At 62.3% G+C, this 21590-nt stretch carries 23 protein-coding genes; 10 read left to right on the top strand and 13 right to left on the bottom strand.

Features of this window, described 5'->3' with window-relative positions; all coding sequences use genetic code 11:
• Positions 1 to 197: 197 nt before the first annotated feature.
• Positions 198 to 1184 carry a FecR family protein gene (locus tag AC19YY_RS23460; RefSeq protein ID WP_500604946.1) on the bottom strand — a complete coding sequence of 329 codons (987 nt, stop codon included), beginning with the start codon at positions 1182 to 1184 and terminating at the stop codon, positions 198 to 200.
• Positions 1185 to 1246: 62 nt separating this feature from the next.
• A complete protein-coding gene (locus tag AC19YY_RS23455) occupies positions 1247 to 1768 on the bottom strand; it encodes an RNA polymerase sigma factor (RefSeq protein ID WP_032861829.1) in 522 nt (173 codons plus the stop codon).
• 216 nt (positions 1769 to 1984) lie between these two features.
• Between AC19YY_RS23455 and aroQ the strand changes: the two genes are divergently transcribed.
• Both aroQ and AC19YY_RS23445 read left to right on the top strand, forming a co-directional pair.
• Complete coding sequence (aroQ, locus tag AC19YY_RS23450) at positions 1985 to 2422, top strand: type II 3-dehydroquinate dehydratase (RefSeq protein WP_032861827.1); 438 nt, start codon at positions 1985 to 1987, stop codon at positions 2420 to 2422.
• Complete coding sequence (locus AC19YY_RS23445; RefSeq protein ID WP_500604945.1) at positions 2419 to 3273, top strand: shikimate dehydrogenase; 855 nt, start codon at positions 2419 to 2421, stop codon at positions 3271 to 3273. Before aroQ ends, AC19YY_RS23445 begins: the two co-directional genes overlap by 4 nt.
• A gap of 74 nt (positions 3274 to 3347) precedes the next feature.
• On the opposite strand, the gene AC19YY_RS23440 is transcribed toward AC19YY_RS23445, so the two are convergent.
• Together AC19YY_RS23440 and quiC are read right to left on the bottom strand one after the other, a co-directional pair.
• On the bottom strand, positions 3348 to 4013 hold the full coding sequence (locus AC19YY_RS23440) for a TetR/AcrR family transcriptional regulator (RefSeq protein ID WP_057958369.1): 666 nt from the start codon (positions 4011 to 4013) through the stop codon (positions 3348 to 3350).
• Between the two features lie 71 nt (positions 4014 to 4084).
• Positions 4085 to 5980 carry a 3-dehydroshikimate dehydratase QuiC gene (gene quiC / locus AC19YY_RS23435; RefSeq protein WP_492633765.1) on the bottom strand — a complete coding sequence of 632 codons (1896 nt, stop codon included), beginning with the start codon at positions 5978 to 5980 and terminating at the stop codon, positions 4085 to 4087.
• A 254-nt stretch (positions 5981 to 6234) separates the two neighbouring features.
• On the opposite strand from quiC, the gene AC19YY_RS23430 reads away from it, so the two are divergent.
• A complete protein-coding gene (locus tag AC19YY_RS23430) occupies positions 6235 to 7569 on the top strand; it encodes an MFS transporter (protein ID WP_172312280.1) in 1335 nt (444 codons plus the stop codon).
• Position 7570: 1 nt separating this feature from the next.
• Here the strand turns inward: AC19YY_RS23430 and AC19YY_RS23425 are convergent, their stop codons facing one another.
• Positions 7571 to 8449 carry a DMT family transporter gene (locus AC19YY_RS23425; RefSeq protein ID WP_169951130.1) on the bottom strand — a complete coding sequence of 293 codons (879 nt, stop codon included), beginning with the start codon at positions 8447 to 8449 and terminating at the stop codon, positions 7571 to 7573.
• 195 nt (positions 8450 to 8644) lie between these two features.
• Here AC19YY_RS23425 and AC19YY_RS23420 point away from each other — a divergent pair, with 195 nt between their 5' ends.
• From AC19YY_RS23420 to AC19YY_RS23410, 3 genes are all read left to right on the top strand, one after another.
• Positions 8645 to 9058: a hypothetical protein gene (locus tag AC19YY_RS23420; RefSeq protein ID WP_169951132.1), complete on the top strand. Its 414-nt coding sequence runs from the start codon at positions 8645 to 8647 to the stop codon at positions 9056 to 9058.
• Positions 9059 to 9225: 167 nt separating this feature from the next.
• Positions 9226 to 10113: a KPN_02809 family neutral zinc metallopeptidase gene (gene ypfJ / locus AC19YY_RS23415; protein WP_029292172.1), complete on the top strand. Its 888-nt coding sequence runs from the start codon at positions 9226 to 9228 to the stop codon at positions 10111 to 10113.
• Positions 10114 to 11091 carry an alpha/beta hydrolase gene (locus AC19YY_RS23410; protein ID WP_500604944.1) on the top strand — a complete coding sequence of 326 codons (978 nt, stop codon included), beginning with the start codon at positions 10114 to 10116 and terminating at the stop codon, positions 11089 to 11091.
• 127 nt (positions 11092 to 11218) lie between these two features.
• Here AC19YY_RS23410 and AC19YY_RS23405 read toward each other — a convergent pair whose 3' ends face one another.
• The 3 genes from AC19YY_RS23405 to AC19YY_RS23395 all read right to left on the bottom strand — a co-directional run bounded on the left by AC19YY_RS23405 (position 11219) and on the right by AC19YY_RS23395 (position 13313).
• Positions 11219 to 11806: an HAD family hydrolase gene (locus AC19YY_RS23405; protein ID WP_500604943.1), complete on the bottom strand. Its 588-nt coding sequence runs from the start codon at positions 11804 to 11806 to the stop codon at positions 11219 to 11221.
• Entirely contained in the window at positions 11803 to 12672 is an 870-nt protein-coding gene (gene tesB / locus AC19YY_RS23400) for an acyl-CoA thioesterase II (RefSeq protein WP_169951138.1), read from the bottom strand. Before tesB ends, AC19YY_RS23405 begins: the two co-directional genes overlap by 4 nt.
• A gap of 71 nt (positions 12673 to 12743) precedes the next feature.
• The gene (locus AC19YY_RS23395) at positions 12744 to 13313 is read right to left on the bottom strand and encodes a GNAT family N-acetyltransferase (protein ID WP_169951140.1); all 570 of its coding nucleotides are present in this window, start codon (positions 13311 to 13313) and stop codon (positions 12744 to 12746) included.
• Positions 13314 to 13388: 75 nt separating this feature from the next.
• Between AC19YY_RS23395 and AC19YY_RS23390 the strand changes: the two genes are divergently transcribed.
• On the top strand, positions 13389 to 14309 hold the full coding sequence (locus AC19YY_RS23390; RefSeq protein WP_169951142.1) for a histone deacetylase family protein: 921 nt from the start codon (positions 13389 to 13391) through the stop codon (positions 14307 to 14309).
• Positions 14310 to 14481: 172 nt separating this feature from the next.
• Positions 14482 to 15717 (top strand): TIGR03862 family flavoprotein, encoded by a 1236-nt coding sequence (locus AC19YY_RS23385; protein WP_170056687.1) that lies wholly within the window; start codon positions 14482 to 14484, stop codon positions 15715 to 15717.
• 119 nt (positions 15718 to 15836) lie between these two features.
• Here the strand turns inward: AC19YY_RS23385 and rhlE1 are convergent, their stop codons facing one another.
• Together rhlE1 and yedA are read right to left on the bottom strand one after the other, a co-directional pair.
• Positions 15837 to 17168 carry an RNA helicase RhlE1 gene (gene rhlE1, locus AC19YY_RS23380; RefSeq protein WP_169951146.1) on the bottom strand — a complete coding sequence of 444 codons (1332 nt, stop codon included), beginning with the start codon at positions 17166 to 17168 and terminating at the stop codon, positions 15837 to 15839.
• 48 nt (positions 17169 to 17216) lie between these two features.
• Positions 17217 to 18113, bottom strand: coding sequence for a drug/metabolite exporter YedA (gene yedA / locus AC19YY_RS23375; protein WP_500604942.1), 897 nt, complete (start codon positions 18111 to 18113; stop codon positions 17217 to 17219).
• 159 nt (positions 18114 to 18272) lie between these two features.
• Between yedA and AC19YY_RS23370 the strand changes: the two genes are divergently transcribed.
• Complete coding sequence (locus AC19YY_RS23370; protein ID WP_169951152.1) at positions 18273 to 18731, top strand: Lrp/AsnC family transcriptional regulator; 459 nt, start codon at positions 18273 to 18275, stop codon at positions 18729 to 18731.
• A gap of 64 nt (positions 18732 to 18795) precedes the next feature.
• On the opposite strand, the gene AC19YY_RS23365 is transcribed toward AC19YY_RS23370, so the two are convergent.
• The 3 genes from AC19YY_RS23365 to AC19YY_RS23355 form a co-directional block, all read right to left on the bottom strand.
• On the bottom strand, positions 18796 to 19407 hold the full coding sequence (locus AC19YY_RS23365; RefSeq protein ID WP_169951154.1) for a 3'-5' exonuclease: 612 nt from the start codon (positions 19405 to 19407) through the stop codon (positions 18796 to 18798).
• A 25-nt stretch (positions 19408 to 19432) separates the two neighbouring features.
• On the bottom strand, positions 19433 to 19909 hold the full coding sequence (locus AC19YY_RS23360) for an NYN domain-containing protein (protein ID WP_032861784.1): 477 nt from the start codon (positions 19907 to 19909) through the stop codon (positions 19433 to 19435).
• A gap of 118 nt (positions 19910 to 20027) precedes the next feature.
• Positions 20028 to 20720, bottom strand: coding sequence for a DUF2076 domain-containing protein (locus AC19YY_RS23355; protein ID WP_500604941.1), 693 nt, complete (start codon positions 20718 to 20720; stop codon positions 20028 to 20030).
• A gap of 169 nt (positions 20721 to 20889) precedes the next feature.
• Between AC19YY_RS23355 and AC19YY_RS23350 the strand changes: the two genes are divergently transcribed.
• Positions 20890 to 21552 carry a DUF7847 domain-containing protein gene (locus tag AC19YY_RS23350; RefSeq protein ID WP_170041681.1) on the top strand — a complete coding sequence of 221 codons (663 nt, stop codon included), beginning with the start codon at positions 20890 to 20892 and terminating at the stop codon, positions 21550 to 21552.
• Positions 21553 to 21590 lie beyond the last annotated feature (38 nt).

Genomic DNA, 21590 nt, shown 5'->3' with positions numbered 1-21590 from the left:
CAAGACGCGTCAGGGATAGAGACTCAGTAAGTGTTTCTGAAAATTGTTTGAAGATCAGCCAGGAATGCGGGCTTGTGTAGGAGCTGGCTTGCCGGCGATGCAGGCAACTCGGTCTACCAGGTAGACCGAGGTGATGCTATCGCAGGCTAGCCAGCGCCCACACAAAAGCGCCCGTTCACAGGGAGGTTTGCGGTATGTCAGTAGATCAGGCTGACACCCGCCAGATCAAAGCGGTGCACCTGCAGCTCTTCGGTCAAGGTGCCCAGCGCCTTGTCCAGCATGTCGAGGCGCACCACCGCACTGACTTCACGCTTGCCCAGTTCGGCATTGCGCAGCACTACCCGGCCGGGGCGGTAGCGATTGAGTTCTTCAACCACCTTGGCCAGCGGCTGGCGATCGAACACCAGCACCCCACGCCGCCAACTGGTGGCCCGCGCCAGGTCGAAGCCGGGCAGGCCTTTCACACCGTCCTGCGCACTGTAGCGGGCGGCCTGCCCCTCCTCGAGGACCGTGGTTTGCGGCCGGTCTTGCTGGGTCACGGCCACGCTGTGTTGCAGCACACCCACCCACGCCTGGTCGTCTGCCTCGCGGCCAACCACAAAACGCGTGCCCAGGGCCCGGGTTTGTCCGCCGGCACTTTGCACCACGAACGGCCGGGTTTCCTGCCCGACCATGGGCGCCACGTCAAAAATCGCCGAGCCGGCCAGCAGGCTGATCCTCCGCTGCTCGCCGTCGAAATCCAGGCGGATGGCGCTGGAGGAATCCAGCTCCACGGTACTGCCGTCCGCCAGGCGCACCATGCGCACTTCGCCCTTGGCGGTCAGGTAGTCGGCCTGCATCTGCAACAAGGCTTGCGGCGCCTGCAACCAGCCAATTCCGGCGACCACCAGCAACAGCGCGACACTTGCGGCCACGCGCCATGGCCGCCGACGCTGGGCGCGGCGCAGTGGCATGCCTGCCGACGGCGGGCGCTGGCGATGCACGGGCGTATCTGTTGGCAAATCACCCAGCGCCGCCCAGGTCTGCCGGGCAAAATCCAGTTCCGCGGCGTGGCGGCTGTCGCTGGCAATCCAGCGTTGCAGTTCGGCGTGTTCCTGCACACCCAGCCCGCCCGCATGCAGGCGCACCGCCCAATCGGCGGCGACCTCGGTAATGCTGGGCTGTTGCGACTCCTGGCTATTCACGTGTGAGTCTCGAATTCTCGTTGTATGAAACAGTGACGTTTGAGCAGCATTTTTTCAGTAAATCATTCGTCGGACGGCGTCACATCGCCCTCCCGCAAACGCTGCATGACATGCGCCAGTGCCTTGGCCAGATGCTTTTGCACTGAACTGTCGGAAATTTCAAGATGCCGCGCAACCTGGGCGTGGGTCATGCCCTCGACGCGGTTGAGGCGGAAAATCTGCTGGGTGCGCTCCGGCAGTTCCGCCAACGCCTGCTTCAATGCCTGTCGCTGTTGCTGCGCCATTGCCTGAGCCTCCAACCCGGCCACTTCATCTTCAATCTCGGCCAACGCCTCATGGGGCACGGAGTCGGTCTTGCGCCGGGCCTCCTGGCGGATATGGTCGATCAAAAGATTGCTCGCCGTGCGGTAGAGATAACCCTGGGAGTTGTCGATCCGCTCGCTGGACGGCTTTTGCGCCAGGCGCAGGAAGCTCTCCTGCACCAGGTCCGCAGCCAACTGAGGGTCCCGTACCTTGCGCAGCAAATACCGGCGCAGGGTATCGGCATGCTTGAGAAACAGGCCCTTGAGATCCACGTCCGACAAACCGACTCCCTGGGGATGTAAAGGAAACAGGCGGGCATCTTAAGCGTTGTCGAGAATGATTTTCAATTGATATCAACTCTTGGGCAGTACCGGCAGGCCGTATTCAGCGTTCGATAATCGAACGGTTATCCACGGCATGGCGCCTGGCCAATTGACCAAATTAACCATTCAGTACATTTTGTCTCCATCAATAAAAACAACAGTGGAGACATCCCCATGCCGCCTATCGTACTGGTCCTCAACGGCCCCAACCTGAACCTGCTCGGCACCCGCGAACCGGCCACCTATGGCCACGAGACCCTGGCTGACGTCGCCGCGCTATGTGGGCGCAGTGCCGAACAGTTCGGGCTGAAACTGGAATTTCGCCAGACCAACCACGAAGGCGAGTTGCTGGACTGGATCCATGGCGCCCGTGCCCGGTGCGCCGGGATTGTGATCAACCCGGCGGCCTGGACCCACACCTCGGTGGCCATCCGCGACGCCCTGGTGGCCAGTGAACTGCCAGTGATCGAAGTACATCTGTCCAACGTGCATGCCCGTGAACCCTTCCGCCATCACTCCTTTGTTTCCCCTATCGCCAAGGCCGTGCTCGCCGGGTTTGGCAGCCACGGTTATCACCTGGCCCTCGAACATTTCAGTCGGGAGCTCAAATGAAACCGCGCATTCTTGCCGGCCTGATCGGCGCCGGCATCCAGGCGTCCCGCACGCCGGCCCTGCATGAGCAGGAAGGCGATGCCCAGGGTCTGCGCTACTTGTATCGCCTGATCGACCTGGACCCGCTGCAACTGGACAGCAGCGCCCTGCCCGAGCTGCTCAAGGCCGCCGAGCAGATGAACTTCACCGGGTTGAACATCACCTACCCGTGCAAGCAGGCGATCCTGCCGTTGCTCGATGAGCTGTCGCCCGAAGCCCAGGGCATCGGCGCGGTCAACACCGTGGTCTGGCGCGATGGCAAGCGCATCGGTCACAACACCGACTGCCTGGGTTTCGCCGAAGGGTTTCGCCGTGGCCTGCATGAGGCTGCGCGCCAGCGCGTGGTGCAGATGGGCGCTGGTGGCGCGGGCGCGGCAGTGGCCCATGCACTGCTGGCCGAAGGTGTCGGGCAGTTGAGTATTTTCGATGTGGACCATGGGCGCGCGCAAAGCCTGGCGGATAACCTCAACCAGCATTTCGGCCCCGGCCGCGCGCATGCCGCCAGTGATCTGGACAGCGCGATGGCGGCGGCTGACGGGCTGGTCAATACCACGCCCATGGGCATGGCCAAGCTACCGGGCATGCCAGTGCCAGCCGTGTTGCTACGCGCAGATCTGTGGGTCGCGGAAATCGTCTACTTCCCGCTGGAAACCGAGCTGCTGCGCAGCGCCCGGGCCTTGGGCTGTCGCACGCTGGATGGGGGGAATATGGCGGTGTTCCAGGCGGTGAAGGCCTTTGAGTTGTTCAGTGGTGAGAAAGCAGATGCACAAAGGATGCTCGATCATTTCCAACACATGAATACCTCACTGTAGAAACCGGATCCTAATGTGAGAGCTGGCTTGCCTGCTCCCACACAAACCCGCACGACATTGAATTCGGCGGTGGATCAGGCCTGCAGGTAACGCAGCACCGACTCGCAGATCATCGCGCGATGCCGTTGCTTGATCGCTTCATCCGACAATTCGATCTGAAAAATCTCACTGAAGGTATGCCGGTTGGACACCCGGTAAAAGCTGAACGAGTTGATCAGCAAATGCACATCCAGCGGCTCCAGCCCCGCGCGAAATACCCCCAGCTCCGCGCCCCGGCGCAAGGTCGCGCCCAACGCCTCAAGGATATTGCTGTTCATCGCCTTGATCGCATCCGACTGTTTCACATACTCGGCGTTGTGAATGTTCTCGATGCTAACAATCCGCACAAAATCCACGTTCTGGTCATGGTGGTCGAAGGTGAACTCCACCAGGCGCCGGATCGCTTCCCGGGGTTCCAGCTCGGTGAGGTTCATCCTTGTTTCGGTGTTGCGGATATCACCGTAGAGCTTTTCCAGGACCTCGACGTACAGCTGCTCCTTGCTGCCGAAGTAGTAATAGATCATGCGCTTGGAGGTGTGGATGCGCTCAGCGATGGCGTCCACCCGCGCCCCGGAAAGCCCCTGCTGCACGAACTCGACAATGGCCTCTTGCAGAATGTTCTCGCGGGTCTTTTCCGGGTTGTTCTTGCGACTCTTGCGCGGCGCCAGGGGGGCGTCGGGCAGTTCGGACGTCGGGGTCATGGTGCGCTCACGGCCATTTATGCAGGCCGTGATTATGGGCCGCCGCGTCTCACGAAGGAAGCGCCAACGCCCTACAACTTGGCCTGGCGCACCGCGCCGCTGCGCGACTTCGCCATGGCTGCCAGGCGTACCGCCACATTGGCCGCGCCATAGCCGGCGTAGCCGTTCTTGCGCTGGATGATCTCGAAGAAAAACCGCCCTTCGAACGGTTCGGTGTACACATGAAACAGCTCACCGCCCTGGGCGTCACGGTCGTACAGCACGTTGTAGTACGCCAGTTCGCTGAGGAACTGATCGTCGAAATCAAAACGCGCTGCCAGGTCATCGTAGTAGTTGAGGGGGATATCCAGCAGTGGCACGCCCGCCTCCTTGGCCCGGCTGACTTCGGCGAAAATGTCCGCGCAATCGAAGGCAATGTGGTGCACGCCGGAGCCACGGTAGCTCGATAGCGCGTGGGAAATTGCCGTATTGCGGTTCTCGGAAATATTCAGCGGCAGGCGGATCGAACTGCAGCGGCTGCGCAGCGCCCGACTCTTGACCAGGCCATAAGGGTCCGGCAGCACCACTTCATCGTCGGCCTCGAAATCCAGCAGGCTCTTGTAGAACAGTACCCAACTGTCGAGGCTGTCGGCCGGCAAAGCCATGGCCATATGGTCGATGCGCAGCAAGCCGCCGCCGCTGGTGCTGGACGCTTGCAGGTTGAAATCGGTGTCGTAGATCCCACCGGCATGCTGGTCCACCAGGTAGATCAGGCTGCCATCCGGCGCACGCACCGCCGCCAGCTCCAACTCGTTGGGCCCGACCAGGCCGCGATAAGGCTGGCCCTTGTAGGCCACCGCCCGCTCCAGGGCCTTGGCGCTGTCCTTGACGCGAATCGCCGTGGCGCACAACGACGGGCCATGGGCCTCGAAAAAGTTGTGGGCAAAGGAGTACGGCTCGCAGTTGAGGATCAGGTTGATATCACCCTGGCGCAGCAGGCTCACACTCTTGGAACGGTGCTGCCCGGCCTTGACGAAGCCCAGGCGTTGCAGCCATTGGGTCAGCCGGGCGCCGAGGTTTTCATCCACTGCAAACTCCAGGAACTCGATACCGTCGTACTCGCTGGCGGCCGGGGTCTCGAACAGGATATCCAACGGCGCGGCCTGCTGCTCCAGGCGTTGGCGGGTCTTCTCTTCCAGGTACAGCAGCGAGCGCAAACCATCCGCCGCGTTGGCCCGGGTGGGCGCGGCGCGAAAGCCGTCGTTGAAAATCTCCAGGGACAGCGGCCCGGTGTAGCCACTCTGGATGATCGGCGCAAGAAAACCCGGCAGGTCGAACTCGCCCTGGCCAGGGAAGCAGCGAAAGTGCCGGCTCCACTCCAGCACGTCCATGGCCAGGATCGGCGCGTCGGCCATTTGCACGAAGAAGATTTTGTCACCAGGGATCTGGGCGATAGCCGCCGGATCGCCCTTGAGCGACAAGGTATGAAAACTGTCCAGCAGCACCCCGAGGCTCGGGTGATCGATCTCCCGCACCAGTTGCCACACCTGTTGCCAGGTATTGACGTGCCGGCCCCAGGCCAGGGCTTCATAGCCAATGCGCAAGCCACGGCGCCCGGCGTGTTCGGCCAGCAGGCTGAGGTCATCACGCAGGATCGAATGCTCGCCCGTGGAGTCCGCCGAGGCATTGCTGCACACCAGCACCAGGTCAGTGCCCAGCTCCTGCATCAGGTCGAACTTGCGCTCGGCCCGCTCCAGGTTGCGCGCCAGGCGTTCACGGCGGCATCCTTCAAAGTCGCGAAACGGCTGGAACAAGGTGATGGCAATGCCCAGGTCGGCACACATCTGCCGCACTTCACGGGGGCTGCCGTCGTAATACAGCAAGTCGTTCTCGAAGATTTCCACCCCATCAAACCCGGCCGCAGCAATGGCTTCGAGCTTTTCCGGCAGGGTGCCGCTCAAGGAAACAGTGGCGATGGAACGTTGCATGGGGTGACTCCCGGCAATGAAGGCTGGTCTTGTTTGCGGCAAATTATTGGCCGCGCGCGATAAAGCAGCAATTTAAAATGTACCAACCGGTTAGTTTTATGGGCGATTATCGAACACAATGGCGATTGGCGAATTGACGATTTTTTAGCCACTGCGCACCATCGATTGCGCATCCAGGGCCGTTTTCTCAAGGCGCCTACCTGTGATCAAGACCCAGAACACACCATAAAAATTTCAAAAAACGGGTACCTCTCATGCCTTCGCAAAATTCCGCCGTGGCCCCGCGCCCCGGCAACCCGCAAGCGGCCATTGGCGACAAGATTCGCGGCGCCCTCGCCGTTGGCAAAACCCGCTGGGGCATGCTGGCCCTGGTGTTTTTCGCCACCACCCTGAACTACATCGACCGCGCCGCCCTGGGCGTGATGCAACCGATCCTGGCCAAGGAGATGAGCTGGACGGCGATGGACTACGCCAACATCAACTTCTGGTTCCAGGTCGGCTACGCCATTGGTTTTGTGTTGCAAGGCCGGTTGATCGACCGGGTCGGCGTCAAGCGCGTGTTCTTCTGCGCAGTGCTGTTGTGGAGCATCGCCACCGGCGCCCACGGCCTGGCGACCTCGGCGGTAGGCTTTATGGTCTGCCGCTTTATCCTCGGCCTGACCGAAGCGGCCAACTACCCCGCTTGCGTCAAGACCACCCGCCTGTGGTTCCCCGCCGGTGAGCGAGCAGTGGCTACCGGGATCTTCAACGCCGGCACCAACGTCGGCGCCATGCTCACGCCAATGTTGCTGCCGCTGGTGCTGCATGTGTGGGGCTGGCAGGCCGCCTTTTTGTGCATGGCGGCACTGGGTGGGATCTGGCTGGTGTTCTGGGGCCTGAAGTACTACAACCCGGAAGACCATCCGAGCGTAAAACAGTCAGAACTGGACTACGTGCAACAGGAAATCGAGCCGGAACAGCCCCGCGTGCCTTTCAGCCGCATCCTGCGCATGCGCGGCACCTGGGCCTTCGCTATTGCCTATGCCCTGACCGCCCCGGTGTTCTGGTTCTACCTGTACTGGCTGCCGCCGTTCCTCAACCAGCAATACAACCTGGGGATCAACGTGACGCAGATGGGTATCCCGCTGATCATCATTTACCTGACGGCAGACTTCGGTAGCGTGGGCGGCGGGATTCTGTCCTCGTTCCTGATCGGGCGCGGCATGCAGCCGATCAAGGCGCGCTTGCTGTCGATGCTGCTGTTTGCCTGCTGCATCGTCGGCGTGATCATGGCCGCAGGTTCCAGCCAGCTGTGGGTCGCGGTGTTTGCCATCTCCCTGGCCATCGGCGCGCACCAGGCCTGGACCGCCAATATATGGAGCCTGGTGATGGACTACACGCCCAAGCACATGATGAGCACGGTGTTTGGCTTTGGCGGGATGTGCGCAGCCATCGGCGGGATGTTCATGACGCAGATCGTCGGCCATATCCTGACAGTGACCCATAACAACTACACCGTGCTGTTCACCCTGATCCCGGCGATGTACTTCATCGCCCTGACCTGGATGTACTTCATGGCGCCGCGCAAGATCCCCACCGTCGCGGTGTGACTCAACGCCGCCGCTGCTGCCAGGCAGCGGCCAAGCCACTCAGGCAGATCACCCCGATCCCGACCACCGTGGTCAGGTCCGGGGTGTGATTGAACACTAGCCAGCCCAACAACCCCGCAAACACGATCTGGCAATAGCCAAACGGTGCCAGCAAGGCCGGCGCGGCAAAGCGGAAGGCCTGGGTCAGCATCAAGTGCGCGGTCATCCCGCAGGTGCCCAGCGCCAGCATCAGCAGGCCGTGGCCCAGGCTCGGCACCTCCCAGAAAAACGGCACCAGCGCGCTCATCACCAGGGTGTTGCACAGGCCGGCGAAGAAGTTGCTGGTGGTCGGGCTGTCGTACTGGCTGAGGATGCGGGTCAGCAGTTGGTAGAAGCAGAAGAACAACGCCGAGACCAATGGCAACAACACCGCCGGGGTGAACAACTCACCGCCCGGGTGCACGATGATGATCACCCCGACAAACCCGCAGATCACCGCCAGCCACTGGCCACGCGTTACATGCTCGCCCAGCAGCGGCACCGACAGGGCCGTCACCAGGATCGGCGCGAGGAAGTTCACCGCCGTGGCCTCCGCCAGCGGGATGTAATGCAGGGCTGCGGTGAAAAACAGGCTGGTACCCAATAGGCACAAGGCCCTGGCCACCTGCAACAACGGGCGTTTGCTGCGCAGCACACGCAGGCCCGATTGCGGCAGGAAAATCCCCGCCATCAGCAGCGTATGCACCATGTAGCGGGCCCACACCACCATCACGATCGGATAGAAGCCGGCGAGGTATTTGGACAAGGCGTCGTGGCTGGAAAACAAAAACGTCGCCAGCACAATCAGCACGATGCCCTTGAAGGGATGGTTGACGCCGGAAAGAGGGGTGCTGAGGGTCATTGAATTCTCGTGCGTGACAGGCTGAAATGACCGCCGCAAGCAGTGGCACTCAACGCGCTAATCTAGAGCGGGTGGTGCATCGGTCTCAAGAGCATAACCAAACAGCGGGCGATCAGCGCACTAATTCGCCCAAACCCAGTCCAACGCTGCACGCCAGCCTGCCATTGCAGGCTTTTTAACCAAGGCCAATCCCCGATGAAAAAAACCCTGTTGCTCCTTTCGACCCTCGCCCTGCTCAGCGCCTGCGATAAAGCCCCCGAGGCCCCGAAGCCCGCACCGCCATCGGTCCAGGCGACCCTGGTGCCGCAAACCCCGCCCACCGACAAATGGGTCGGCAAGTGGATCGGCGTCGAAGGCCTGCACCTGACCGTCAGCAAGGACGACAGCATCGGTCGCGGGCATTACCTGCTGAGCATGCAATACGGCCTGGATGCCGACGCCTCCGGCACGTTTAAAGGTGAGGCCAGCGAAGACGGCATCACCTTCAACCGCCCGGACGGCCCGCAGATGCTGCGTGCCGGCGACGGCGCCGCCACTGGCTTGAAATGGCTGGCAGATAAAAAAGATTGCCTGGTGGTCAATACGGGCGAAGGGTATTGCCGCGAATAACGGCCATACTCAATCACAACCCCCACTGTAGGAGCCGGCTTGCCGGCGATAGCAGCCGATTTAGCGCGCGGGGCGTCAGGTAGCCAACATCATCGTTGACGACCATCGCCGGCAAGCCGGCTCCTACAAAAACGCGGTGCAAACAGGTACATCAAGAGGATTGCCCCATGCTATGGAAAAAGGGTCGACGCAGCGACAACGTGGTCGACGCGCGCAATGACGGCGGCGGTGGCGGCGGCATGCGCTTTGGCGGCGGTAAGGGCCTGAGCCTGACCGCCATTGTGCTGATCGTCGGCATCGGCCTGCTCACCGGCCAGGACCCGATGCAGATCCTCGGGCAACTGAGCGGCCAGATGACCGAGCAGGCCCCTTCGGTCAGCCCGCAAACACGCCAGGCACCGCCCGCCAATGATGAGCAGGCAGACTTCGTACGCGCCGTACTGGGCGACACCGAAGACACCTGGGGCCAGGTGTTCCAGGAAAACGGCCTGGCCTACAAGAACCCCAAGTTGATCCTGTTCCGTGGCCGGGTGAATTCCGCCTGCGGTGGCGCGACCTCCGCCAGCGGCCCGTTCTACTGCCCGGCCGACCAGCAGGTCTACCTGGACCTGGATTTCTTCCGGGAAATGTCCCAGCGCTTCCAGGCGGCCGGCGACTTTGCCCAGGCCTATGTGATCGCCCACGAAGTCGGCCACCACGTGCAGACCCTGCTGGGGATTTCGTCGAAGATCCAGGTCGCGCGCCAGCAAGGCCGGCAGATGCAAGGCGATGGCGGCCTGTTGGTGCGCCAGGAACTACAGGCCGACTGCTTCGCCGGAGTCTGGGCCAACCGGGCGCAAAAGCGCCTGAACTGGCTGGAACCGGGCGACATCGAAGAAGCACTGAACGCCGCCAACGCCATTGGCGATGACCGCCTGCAGCAACAGGGCCAGGGCCGCGTGGTACCCGACTCGTTCACCCATGGCACCTCGCAGCAGCGGGTCCGCTGGTTCAAGACTGGCTTTGCCCAGGGCCAGATCAGCCAATGCGATACGTTTTCGGCCAAGAGTCTTTAAATGAACAGACGATCCGCATGGCTGCTGGGCTTGATGGTCACCTGCTCTGCCACCACCTTCGCCGCCGGGCAGGCGGTCAAGGTGGTCAGCCCCGAACGTTTCACCCTGCAAGCCGGCGACCTGAGCCTGGGCCTGAGCCAGGACTGGCGCCAGCCGCTGCCGCAAGTAACCCGCGCGCTGATCATCGTGCATGGCCGGCTGCGCAACGCCCAGACCTACCTCAAAAGCGCCGAAGACGCAGCGGCCCATGCCGGGCAAAGTGCCAATACCCTGGTAATCGCGCCACAGTTTCTCAACGCGGCCGATATCCAGCGCCATCACCTGGGCGATAGCGTGCTGCGCTGGCATGGCAATGGGTGGATGGCTGGCGAGGCGTCAATCGGCCATGGCCAGATCAGTTCCTACGGCGCCCTGGACCAGATCATCAAGCACTTGGGCAACCGCAAGCTGTTCCCGGCCCTCAAGGAAATAGTGGTCGCCGGGCATTCCGGTGGCGGGCAGGTGGTGCAGCGCTTTGCCCTGACCGGCCATGACCACCCGGCGCTGCAAGCGGCGGGGATCAGCCTGCGCTATGTGATCGCCAACCCGTCGTCCTACGCCTACTTCAGCCCGCAACGCCCGGTGCAGTTTGCCCCGGCCAGTTGCCCGGATTTCAATGACTGGAAGTACGGCATGCAAAAGCTGCCGGCCTACGCCAATGGCCAAAGCCCCCAGCAACTGGAAAAAGCCTACGTCGCGCGCGATATCACTTACCTGCTGGGCCAGCAGGATACCGACCCCAACCACCCGGCCCTGGACAAGAGCTGCGCAGCAGAGACCCAGGGGGCTTATCGGCTGATTCGTGGGCACAACTATTTTGACTACCTCAAGCTGCGGCATCCGCAATTGAGCCAGAGGTTGGTTGAAGTGCCAGGGGTTGGGCATGACGGCGACAAGATGTTCACCTCGCCCGAGGGGCAGAAGGCCGTGTTCCACTGATCCCCCCTAATCAAAAATGTAAGAGCTGGCTTGCCTGCGATAGCGACGGATCAGTCAACATCTGTATTGGCTGACCCGCCGTTATCGCTGGCAAGCCAGCTCCTACCGGTGATTTGTGGGGGGTTGGCTAGATCATCTGGCGCAATGCCGCGCAGTCCTTGGCATGCCAATCGGCCAATTCCGGCCATGGGTTTTCGGGAACGTTGACCAACACCGTCTGCGCCCCCGCCGCCCGCCCGCAATCCAGGTCAAAGCGATAGTCCCCCACCATCACCATCTCGGCGGGCGCCACCTCCCAGGCCTGGGCCAGCTTCAACAGGCCACCGGGATCCGGCTTGGGCGGTGCGTCGTCGCGGCCCAACACATCTTCCACGGCAAAACAGTCCGCCAGGCCGATGGTTTTCAAGGTGATGTGCGCCAGTTCCTGGGCGTTGCGCGTCAGGATCCCCAGGCGACAGCCCCGTGCCGCCAGGTCGCGCACCAACTCCACCGCGCCTGTGGCCGCTACCGAGCCCAGCGCCAGCTCGCGTTCATGTTCCAGCAACCAGGCATGTTTGGCCGCCGCCTCAGCCGCTGGCAACGCGGCCAGGTGGGTGAGGATGTCATCGGCAGGCGCAATATCCAGGGCCACGCGGATCGCCGCAAAGTCATGCACGGCCACGGTCAGGGTGCCGTCCATATCAAACACCCAGTGCTTAACGTGCGCCAGGCTCATGCCCAATCCTTGCGATGGCGGATCAAGCCCTCCTGGGTCACCGAGGCCACCAGTTGGCCGGCGCGGTTGTACACGCTGCCACGGGAGAACCCACGGGAATTGCCGGCCCACGGGCTGTCCATGGCGTACAGCAACCAGTCATCGGCCCGCAGGTCGGCGTGGAACCACAAGGCGTGGTCAAGGCTGGCCACTTGCATGTCCTTCTGCCACACGGTCTTGCCATGGGGCAGCAGCGAAGTGGTCAGCAGGCCGAAGTCCGAGGCGTAGGCCAGCAGGTATTTATGCAGCGCGGGCGCATCGGCCAGGGCGCCATCGGCGCGGAACCACACATACTTGACCGGATCGGACGGCTGCGGGTTGTACGGGTCTTTTTCGGTCACCGGGCGCACTTCGATCGGCTTGGGGCACAGCAGTTTTTCGCGCATGGCCTCGGGGATCAGGTGCGCCCGCTGCTGGGTCAGCTCCAGCTCCGATGGCAGGTTCTCGGGGCCCACCACCACCGGCATGGTGGTCTGGTGCTCAAAGCCTTCTTCGTCGTACTGGAACGAGGCGCTACAGGTGAAGATCGGGTTGCCCTTCTGGATCGCCGTCACCCGGCGCGTGCTGAAGCTGCCACCGTCGCGTACCCGGTCCACTTGATAGACCACCGGCAGCCCGGCATCCCCAGGGCGCAGGAAATAGCCGTGCAACGAATGCACATGCCGCGCTTCTTCGACGGTCTGGCTGGCTGCCGACAGCGACTGGCCCAATACCTGGCCGCCGAACAGTTGGCGAAAGCCCAAGTCCTGGCTGCGGCCGCGAAAGAGGTTTTCTTCAATCGGTTCCAGGGTCAGCAAGTCGACCAGATCTTCCAACACTTGGCTCATTCAAATTCTCCTCACACAGGGCAAAACCGCGCAGTCTTGGCTGCGGCGGGTAATAACATCGGGCGGCCTGCCTATCCGTGCAGCGTATCCAACCATTGGGCGCGGGTGATGCGGTACAGCACATGATGGCGCAGCGGATCATCCGCCGCGAGCCTTGGGTGCTGAAAATCTGCCGCCGGATCGTAATGCATGCCGATGGCCTGCATGACTTTCTGCGACGCCAGGTTGGCCTCGGTGGTGAACGCCACGATCTCCTCCAACTGCAAACGGTCAAACCCACAACGCAGTGCAGTCCAGGCCGCCTCACTGGCAAAACCCAGGCCCCAGTGCTCGCGGGCCAGGCGCCAGCCAATCTCGACCGCCGGGGTAAAACCGGCTTCAAAGCCGACATTCATCAAGCCCGTCAGGCCGATAAACTCGCCGCTGTCCTTGCGCTCCAGGGCCCACAGGCCAAACCCATACTCGGCAAAATGACCACGTATTCGCCCGATCAATGCCGCGCTTTCCAGGCGGTCCAGGGGGGCCGGGAAATAGCGCATCACCTGCGGGTCGGCGCACATCCGGGCAAACGCCGGCAAATCGCTGTCGCGCCATTGGCGCAGCACCAGGCGCGCGCTTTCCAACTCCAGTATCGGCTCCATCGTTCCCCTCCCTTGCCATGTGCGTGAGTGTACAGCGCTGTTAAGATCCTTCGCTGGTTCCTGTCAGAAATTGCCATGCCTTTGCCACTGATCTACCACGACGACTACAGCCCCGAGTTCCCGGCGGATCATCGCTTCCCCATGGACAAGTTCCGACTGCTGCGCGATCACCTGGTCGACAGCGGCCTGACCCAGGACAGCCAACTGCTGCGCCCCCAGTTGTGCCCGGCCGAAGTACTCGCCCTGGCCCATGACCCTGGCTATATCGAACGCTACATGAGCGGTGAGTTGTCCCGCGAAGACCAACGGCGCCTGGGCCTGCCCTGGAGCGAAGCCCTGGCCCGACGCACCGTGCGCGCGGTCGGCGGTTCGCTACTGGCGGCCGAACAGGCCCTGGAACACGGCCTGGCCTGCCACTTGGCAGGGGGCACCCACCACGCCCATTACGATTACCCGGCGGGCTTTTGTATCTTCAATGACCTGGCCGTGATCAGCCATTTCCTACTGGCCAGCGGCCGAGTCAACCGGGTACTGATCTTCGACTGCGACGTGCATCAGGGTGATGGCACCGCGCGCATCCTCCACGACACGCCGGATGCCATTACCGTGTCCCTGCACTGCGAAAAGAACTTCCCGGCGCGCAAGGCCACCAGCGACTGGGACATCCCCCTGCCCATGGGCATGGGCGACGCTGACTACCTCACGGTGGTGGACGATGCCCTCAACTACCTGCTGCCTTTGTATCAGCCCGACCTGGTGCTGTATGACGCGGGCGTGGATGTGCACAAGGACGACGCCCTCGGCTACCTCAAGCTGACAGACGCCGGCGTCGCCGCCCGTGACGAAAGCGTGATGCGCCATTGCCTGGGCCGCGACATCCCGGTGGTGGGCGTGATCGGTGGCGGCTACAGCAAGGACCGCCACGCCCTGGCCCGCCGCCACGGCATCCTGCACCACAGTGCCCAGCGGGTGTGGACGTCATCAGGTTGTCATTGAAACGTGGGCGTTACCCACAATGCCTGTGGAACGGCCTGTGGATAACTTGAGCGTAACCGCCTGTAAGCCAGGCGTCGCATAGCTTGTAGGAAGGTGTACGTTTTTTGATCAGGCAGTTTGGCGGTCCTCGGGTAGAATGCTCGCCCTACTTCGCCGAACCGCAGTCACCCCCATGCCCCAGATCCCAGCCCAGCCTTTTCACGTCACGATCATCGGCGGCGGCCCCGCCGGGCTGATGGCCGCCGAAGTCCTGAGCCAGGCCGGGGTTGGGGTGCAGCTGTATGACGGCATGCCATCGGTGGGGCGCAAGTTCCTGCTGGCAGGCGTGGGTGGCATGAACATCACCCACTCTGAAGCCTACCCGGCATTTCTCTCACGCTACGCTGAACGTGCGTCGGACATTGCCCCCTTGCTGCGCCAGTTCGGTGCCGAGGCGTTGTGCGAATGGATCCATGGCTTGGGCATTGAAACCTTTGTCGGCAGCTCTGGCCGGGTATTCCCTACCGATATGAAAGCCGCACCGCTGCTACGGGCCTGGCTCAAGCGCCTGCGCGACCAGGGGGTAGTTATCCACACCCGCCATCGCTGGCTGGGCTGGAGTGCCGACGGCGGCTTAATTATCCACAGCCCGGAGGGCGAAAAAACTGTCCACAGCGATGCCGTGCTACTGGCCCTCGGCGGCGGCAGCTGGTCGCGTCTGGGCTCGGACGGTGCCTGGCTCAAGTTGCTGGAAGACCAAGGCGTGCCCTACGCCCCGCTGCAGCCGAGTAATTGCGGCTTCGAGGTGTCAGCCTGGAGCGAATTGATGGTGAGCAAATTCGCCGGCGCGCCGTTGAAAAACGTCGCCATTGGCCTTGCGGATGACAAGCCTCGGTTGGGTGAATGCGTGATCACCGCCACGGGTATCGAAGGCAGTTTGATCTACGCCCTGTCGGCACCGATTCGCGAAGGGATCAACCGCGAAGGCTCAGCCACCGTGCATATCGACCTGCTGCCGGGCAAGCCGCTGGATAAGGTGCAGGCGGCACTGGCCAAGCCTCGCGGCTCACGTTCGATGAGCAAGCATTTGCACAGCCAGTTGGGCCTGGATGGGGTAAAGGCCGCGCTGTTGCGCGAGTTGGCGCCCGCCGAACACTTCAACGACCCGCAGCAATTGGCCGTCGATATCAAGGCTCTGCCGTTGACCCTGGTGAAAACCCGGCCAATGGACGAAGCCATCAGCACCGCAGGCGGCGTGCCGTTTGAAGCTTTGGATGAGCGTTTGATGCTCAAGCAATTGCCGGGGGTGTTTTGTGCCGGCGAGATGCTGGACTGGGAGGCGCCGACGGGCGGGTATCTGCTGACGGGGTGTTTTGCCAGCGGGCGGGCGGCGGGGCGGGGCATGCTGGAGTGGCTCCAGCGCCGATAGTTGCGGTGAGTTCCAGTCCGCCATCGCAGGCAAGCCAACTCCCACATTTGAACGTATTCACAGATCAAAATGTAGGAGCTGGCTTGCCTGCGATGAGGCCCTGACAGGCGCCAAAGAAGTTACTTCTTCTTACGCGGCCCGGTATTAAACACAGGCACCTTGCGCACCGGCTTGATCGATGGCTCTGCCGCAACGTCACCGCTCTCCACCCACTTGCCCAGGTTGCGCTTGCCGCCACCACCGGAGGTCTTGGGCTTCTTCGGTTTTTTCGGCTTCTTCACCACCTGGCCGCTGGCGTCGGTGTCCGGCACTCGGTGTTCCGGTTCGAAGTCCTGCTCCATTTTGCGGGTCAGGGTCTGGCGGGTCAGCATCTCGATGGCCGAGAGCATGTTCACTTCATCGGCACATACCAGGGAAATCGCCTCGCCGGTGTTGCCGGCCCGGCCAGTGCGGCCGATACGGTGGATGTAATCCTCGGCAACGATCGGCAGGTCAAAGTTGACCACCATCGGCAAATCTTCGATATCCAGGCCACGGGCTGCCACATCGGTGGCCACCAGGATCTGCACATCGCTGGCCTTGAAGCGATCCAGCGCACGTTGGCGCGTGGCTTGTGGCTTGTCGCCGTGAATGCCGTCGGCATTGATCCCCAAGCCTTGTAGCTTATCTACCAGCGCATCCACGCCATTGCGGGTCTTGGCAAACACCAGCACCTGTTTCCATTTGCCTTTGCGCATCAGGTGCACAAACAACTCGGCCTTGCGCTTCTTGTCCACCGGCACCACCCACTGCTTGACAGTGTTGGCGGCGACGTTGCGCGGGCTGACCTCGATGCTCAACGGGTCATTGAGCATCTGCCCGGCCAGCAGGCGGATATCATCGGAAAAGGTCGCGGAAAACAGCAGGGTCTGACGCTTTTTCGGCAGCATGCGGTAAATATTTGCCAGCTCTTCGGAGAAGCCCAGGTCGAGCATGCGGTCGGCTTCATCCAGCACCAGGGTTTGCAGCTGATTGAGTTTCAGCGCGTTCTGGCGGAACAGGTCGATCAGCCGGCCAGGGGTGGCCACCAGCACGTCGACACCCTTGCGCAGCTTCATCATCTGCGGGTTGATGCTGACACCGCCATACACCGCGTAAGTGGTCAGGGGCAGGTGTTCAGCGTACTGGGCAACACTGGCGTGAACCTGCTCGGCCAGCTCGCGGGTTGGGCACAGGATCAGCGCGCGCACCGAGTTGGCGGTGACTTTTGGCCCTTCCAGGGTCAGCAGTTGCAGGAGCGGCACGGCGAAACCGGCGGTCTTGCCGGTGCCGGTCTGGGCCGCAGCCATCAGGTCGCGACCGGCCAGCACCGCCGGAATGGCTTGCGCCTGCACCGGCGTCGGGGTCTGGTAGCCAAGCGCCTCGAGGGCGCGCAGCAAGGGTTCGATCAGGCCAAGTGTGGCGAAAGTCATGTGTTTACCGTAGGAAAAATTCAGCGCAAGGGCGTAATGCGCGGCAGTTTACCTTATTTCCGGCTTCGGCTTGCGCCACTGGGGTAGGCTGATCAGCAACACGGCGCTGATAATCACCAGCATCGCCAGGGTTTCTTCCAGGCCGATGGTCTCGCCCACGAACACAATCCCCAGCAACACCGCCACTGCCGGGTTGACGTAGGCATAGCTGGTGGCCGCTGCCGGACGCACGTGCTTGAGCAAGTACATATAAGCGTTGAAGGCGATGATCGAGCCAAATACGGTCAGGTAAGCCAGGGCCAGCCAGCCTTCCACCGGGGGCATCGCGTCAAGGTGCTCACCCTTGAGCGCGCTGCCGATCAACAGCACCACGCCCGCGATCAGCATTTCTGCGGCGCTGGCCATGGCGCCCTGCGGCAACGGCAAGTGCCGGCTCCATACCGAACCAAAAGCCCAGGAAGCGGCGGCGAACAACAGCAAACCAGCGCCCAGCGGGCTCGATTGCAGGTTGGAGCCCATATTGAGCATGGCGATGCCGATCATCCCCAGAATCACCCCGGCCCACTCCAGACGGGTATTACGCGCGCCCCAGAAATATCCACAGAGCAAGGTAAACAACGGCACCGTCGCCACCGCCAGCGCGGCGACACCGGAGGTCACGCCGGTGTGTTCAGCCACACTCACCGCGCCGTTACCGAAGGTCAGCAGCAAGATGCCGATCATGCCCGCGGCTTTCCACTGCGCCCAGGTCGGCGCCGGCACCCCGCGCCAGCGCAAGTAGCCATACATCAGCGCCCCCGCCGTACAAAAACGAATCCCCGCCAGCATCAGCGGCGGCCAGTACTCCACGCCAATGCGGATCACCAGGTAGGTGGAACCCCAGATCACGTACAACGCAAAAAAAGCGGCGATCAACGGTAAGGGAAAACGACGTGGGCCAGGCATGGGCAGCTCTGCGGCAGGACAAGGGATCGCTATTTTAGGAATCCACGCCCGTAAACATAAGTTACAAAACCTGTTTAAAGCGCCCATACACTTTTCAAATCATGGTTATCAGGGCTATAAGCCTTGTATTCGAAAGCCCCCTATTGCCAGAGCCTTATCATGGACAAATACGACCGCATGCTCCTCAGCGCCCTGCTGGAGGATGGCCGCGCCACCTACGCGCAATTGGCCCGCACCGTAAACCTCTCCGCCCCCGCCGTGGCCGAGCGCGTGGCCAAGCTGGAAGCCAGCGGCGTGATCACCGGCTACCAGGCCAAAGTGGACCTGTCCAAGATCGGCTTGCCGATCCAGTGCACGATCGAACTGCGCTTGACCAACAACGGCAGCCAGAAGGTGTACGACGCACTGGCAGAAATCCCCGAGCTGACCGAATGCCACCGAGTCACCGGGGACCCATGCGTGATCATGCAGGCGGCGGTGGGCTCGATGCCGGAACTGGAAAACCTGATCAACCGGGTGGCGAAGTTCGGCTTCAGCAAGACCTCGATCATCTTGTCGAGCGCCATAGCGCGGCGGGTGCCGCTGGGGCATTTGGAGGGGAAGAATGGCGGCGCCTGAGCGGGCGCCATCGCGGGCAAGCCCGGCTCCCACAGCGTGGTCCTGGTTGTTCTCAGGATTGGGATCAGAACCCGCGATGTTTCTTCAGATGATCAGTGATCTTCGCCGCCGGTACTTTCTGCAAGCTGCACAGCAGATCATGGGACAGCTCGCGCAAGCCGTGGGTGCGGCGCAGTTCCTGGGCCAGGTGGGCGGTGAGGTTGGCCGCCATTTCCGCATCCGCCATCGCCCGGTGAGCCTTGCCGGTGTGGGGCAGTTGCGCGTAGGACGTCAGGGTGCCGAGTTTGTGGTTGGGCGCCGTGGGCATCAGCCGGCGGGCCAGGAGCAACGAGCAGGCGAATTTTTGCAGGCGGGTGCGGCGGATCAGGCCCAGCTCGAAGTCCCAGAACTTCTGGTCGAACGCGGCGTTGTGCGCCAACAGCGGTGTAGTGCCGACGAATTCATTGACCTCGTTCATCACCCGCTCGGCCGGCGGTGCACTGCGCAGCATGGCGTTGCTGATGCCGGTCAGTTGCTCGATAAACCCCGGCACGCGTACGCCGGCGTTCATCAGGCTTTGGTAGCGGTCCACGATCTGGCCCTGCTCCAGGATGACCACGGCGATTTCCGTGGCCCGGCAACTGCTGCTCGGCGAGATGCCGGTGGTTTCAAAGTCGATGACCGCTATCCGTTCCAAACCTGTTCCAACCCCATCTGAAAATCTATTTGAGCAACAACGCGCCTTCGATAGGCACGTAGCGGCTGGCCGCGCGAATCAACGAGTTGGCCGTCAGCCCCGGCACGCCGTAGGCCACGGCTTCGACGCCATGCTTGTGGATGATGCGATCGAGCAACATGTCGAAGTCGCCATCCCCCGAGGCCAGCACCACTTCGTCGACATGGGCGGCGGCGTCCATGATGTCGATGGTGATGCCCACGTCCCAGTCGCCCTTGGCCGAGCCGTCGCTGCGCTGGATGTACGGCTTGAGCTTCACGGTAAAGCCCAGGTTGCGCAGGATTTGCTGGAATTGCTGCTGCTTGCTGTCGCCACGGTCGATGGCATAGGCATACGCCTCGACGATCTGCCCGCGCTGGCTGATATCAGCCCACAGGGCGGCGTAGTTGAAGTGGCAGCCGTAGGCCTGGCGCACGGTGTAGTAGAGGTTCTGGACATCGGCGAACACTGCTATTTTTTTCACCGCATATCCTCATGGCACGGGGACGTGATGGCCCGCAAAGGCCGTCAGTATGCCAGTCAAGAGGAGGTTTCCGAGAAAAATCAGACCGGGGCGACCGCGCGCCCCGGTTCAGTGTGTGTCAGACGAAGGAGTCGTCGTCGCCAAGGAAGGAGGAATCGTCGGCATAACCACTGTCGGCGTAGGTGTCCGCGCTGTCATTGCCCCAGCCGCTGTTGTCACTGGCAGGCGCCGGCTCTTCGCGGATGATCTCTTCCACTACCTGCGGTTGCTGGTTGTGGCTGAACAGGCTGCTGATGCCTTGGGCCAGCATCACACCACCGGCCACGCCGGCTGCGGTTTTCAGGGCGCCGCCAAGAAAGCCACCACCTGCGGGGGCCGCCTGCTGGGGTTGCTGATAGTTCTGTTGCGGCGCAGGCGCGCTGTTGAAGCCCGGCCGGGTCGGCTCGCGCCAACCACCCGCGTTCGATGCCGGTGCGCTGGTCGCAGGTTGCGGCTCGCGTGAGCTGGCGCCAAAGATGCTCGACAGGAACCCACCACCGCTGGTGGCCGGCGGCGTTGTCCTGGCCCGTTGCAGTTCATCCTGCAATTGCTGGATCTGCTGCGCCTGCTGCTTGTTCTGCGCATCCAGGCTCTTGATCGCGGCTTCCTGCACCAGAATCGCCTGGGTCATGAAATACCCGGCGGCCGGTTGGCGAGTGATGTGCTCCTTGATCCGCGCTTCTGCCTGGGCGTCGCGGGGGGCTGAGTCCGTTTCGGCTTGCTGCAACCGTGAAAACAGTCCATCGATCAGGGTTTGCTCTTCGCTGTTCATGGCGACCTCGTTAGATTGCCGGTAAAAATCTGCGTCCCGCCCGCATTGGGCAAGGTACGCCACCAGTAATGGGGCTGGCCTGCGGCGTTTCAATGATCTTTACCCAAGGTTTACGTTTGTCGGTGATCGGTTAAAGTGTCCGCTGCTTTTTTGGCCTGTGATGACTTTGATGAATCCGTTGACCGTTCTGCGCGACTCTTTCTACTTTTTCCAGCGCAACCTGGGCGCCATCGTACAGTTGTGCCTGCCCTTGGTGATCCTGGAAGCCGTGCTGCAACAAGTGCTCGATCGCACCCTGGGCCCGCAGGCGTTTACCGGCTACAGCATGATCGTCGGCCTGCTGGTGTACCCGCTGTACACCGCCGCCCTGATCCTGTTCCTCGACGCCCGCAGCCGTGGCGAGTCGCCGCGCACCGCCGACGTGCTGGCCATGGCGCTGACCCTGTGGCCCCGCTATGCGCTGCTGACCGCCATGAGCACCCTGCTGATCCTGCTCGGGCTGTCGCTGTATTTCCTGCCGGGGCTGTGGCTGATGGTCACCCTGGCCTTCGCCGAATACCTGCTGGTACTGCGTGGTATGACGGCGCTGGCGGCGATGAAGGAAAGTTTTCGCCTGACCCGAGGGCATTTCCTGCGCATCCTGGTCTGCCTGTTGTGCGTGATGACCCCGCTGTGGCTGCTCAAGGGCGCCAGCGTCGCGGCCTGGCCCGACCCGCAGAACCCGTTGCTGGCGGTGCTGATCGACAGTGCCCACAGCTTCCTGCAGCTGTTTACCAGCGTGGTGCTGTTCCGCCTGTTCATGCTGATCGCCGGTGATGCCGACGCCCGCTAACATGGTCCTTGGGCTCCCGGCCACCGGTCGGGTATGCT

The sequence above is a fragment of the Pseudomonas sp. MF09156 genome (assembly GCF_059862305.1).
The sequence above is the reverse complement of the archived record's forward strand: the minus strand, read 5'-3'. Positions and strand labels throughout refer to the sequence as shown.

Coding starts and splice junctions, on each gene's coding strand:
- aroQ (WP_032861827.1), top strand. CDS start 1,985: ATGCCGCCTATCGTACTGGTCCTCAACGGCCCCAACCTGAACCTGCTC.
- AC19YY_RS23445 (WP_500604945.1), top strand. CDS start 2,419: ATGAAACCGCGCATTCTTGCCGGCCTGATCGGCGCCGGCATCCAGGCG.
- AC19YY_RS23440 (WP_057958369.1), bottom strand. CDS start 4,013: ATGACCCCGACGTCCGAACTGCCCGACGCCCCCCTGGCGCCGCGCAAG.
- quiC (WP_492633765.1), bottom strand. CDS start 5,980: ATGCAACGTTCCATCGCCACTGTTTCCTTGAGCGGCACCCTGCCGGAA.
- AC19YY_RS23430 (WP_172312280.1), top strand. CDS start 6,235: ATGCCTTCGCAAAATTCCGCCGTGGCCCCGCGCCCCGGCAACCCGCAA.
- AC19YY_RS23425 (WP_169951130.1), bottom strand. CDS start 8,449: ATGACCCTCAGCACCCCTCTTTCCGGCGTCAACCATCCCTTCAAGGGC.
- AC19YY_RS23420 (WP_169951132.1), top strand. CDS start 8,645: ATGAAAAAAACCCTGTTGCTCCTTTCGACCCTCGCCCTGCTCAGCGCC.
- ypfJ (WP_029292172.1), top strand. CDS start 9,226: ATGCTATGGAAAAAGGGTCGACGCAGCGACAACGTGGTCGACGCGCGC.
- AC19YY_RS23410 (WP_500604944.1), top strand. CDS start 10,114: ATGAACAGACGATCCGCATGGCTGCTGGGCTTGATGGTCACCTGCTCT.
- AC19YY_RS23405 (WP_500604943.1), bottom strand. CDS start 11,806: ATGAGCCTGGCGCACGTTAAGCACTGGGTGTTTGATATGGACGGCACC.
- tesB (WP_169951138.1), bottom strand. CDS start 12,672: ATGAGCCAAGTGTTGGAAGATCTGGTCGACTTGCTGACCCTGGAACCG.
- AC19YY_RS23395 (WP_169951140.1), bottom strand. CDS start 13,313: ATGGAGCCGATACTGGAGTTGGAAAGCGCGCGCCTGGTGCTGCGCCAA.
- AC19YY_RS23390 (WP_169951142.1), top strand. CDS start 13,389: ATGCCTTTGCCACTGATCTACCACGACGACTACAGCCCCGAGTTCCCG.
- AC19YY_RS23385 (WP_170056687.1), top strand. CDS start 14,482: ATGCCCCAGATCCCAGCCCAGCCTTTTCACGTCACGATCATCGGCGGC.
- rhlE1 (WP_169951146.1), bottom strand. CDS start 17,168: ATGACTTTCGCCACACTTGGCCTGATCGAACCCTTGCTGCGCGCCCTC.
- yedA (WP_500604942.1), bottom strand. CDS start 18,113: ATGCCTGGCCCACGTCGTTTTCCCTTACCGTTGATCGCCGCTTTTTTT.
- AC19YY_RS23370 (WP_169951152.1), top strand. CDS start 18,273: ATGGACAAATACGACCGCATGCTCCTCAGCGCCCTGCTGGAGGATGGC.
- AC19YY_RS23355 (WP_500604941.1), bottom strand. CDS start 20,720: ATGAACAGCGAAGAGCAAACCCTGATCGATGGACTGTTTTCACGGTTG.
- AC19YY_RS23350 (WP_170041681.1), top strand. CDS start 20,890: ATGAATCCGTTGACCGTTCTGCGCGACTCTTTCTACTTTTTCCAGCGC.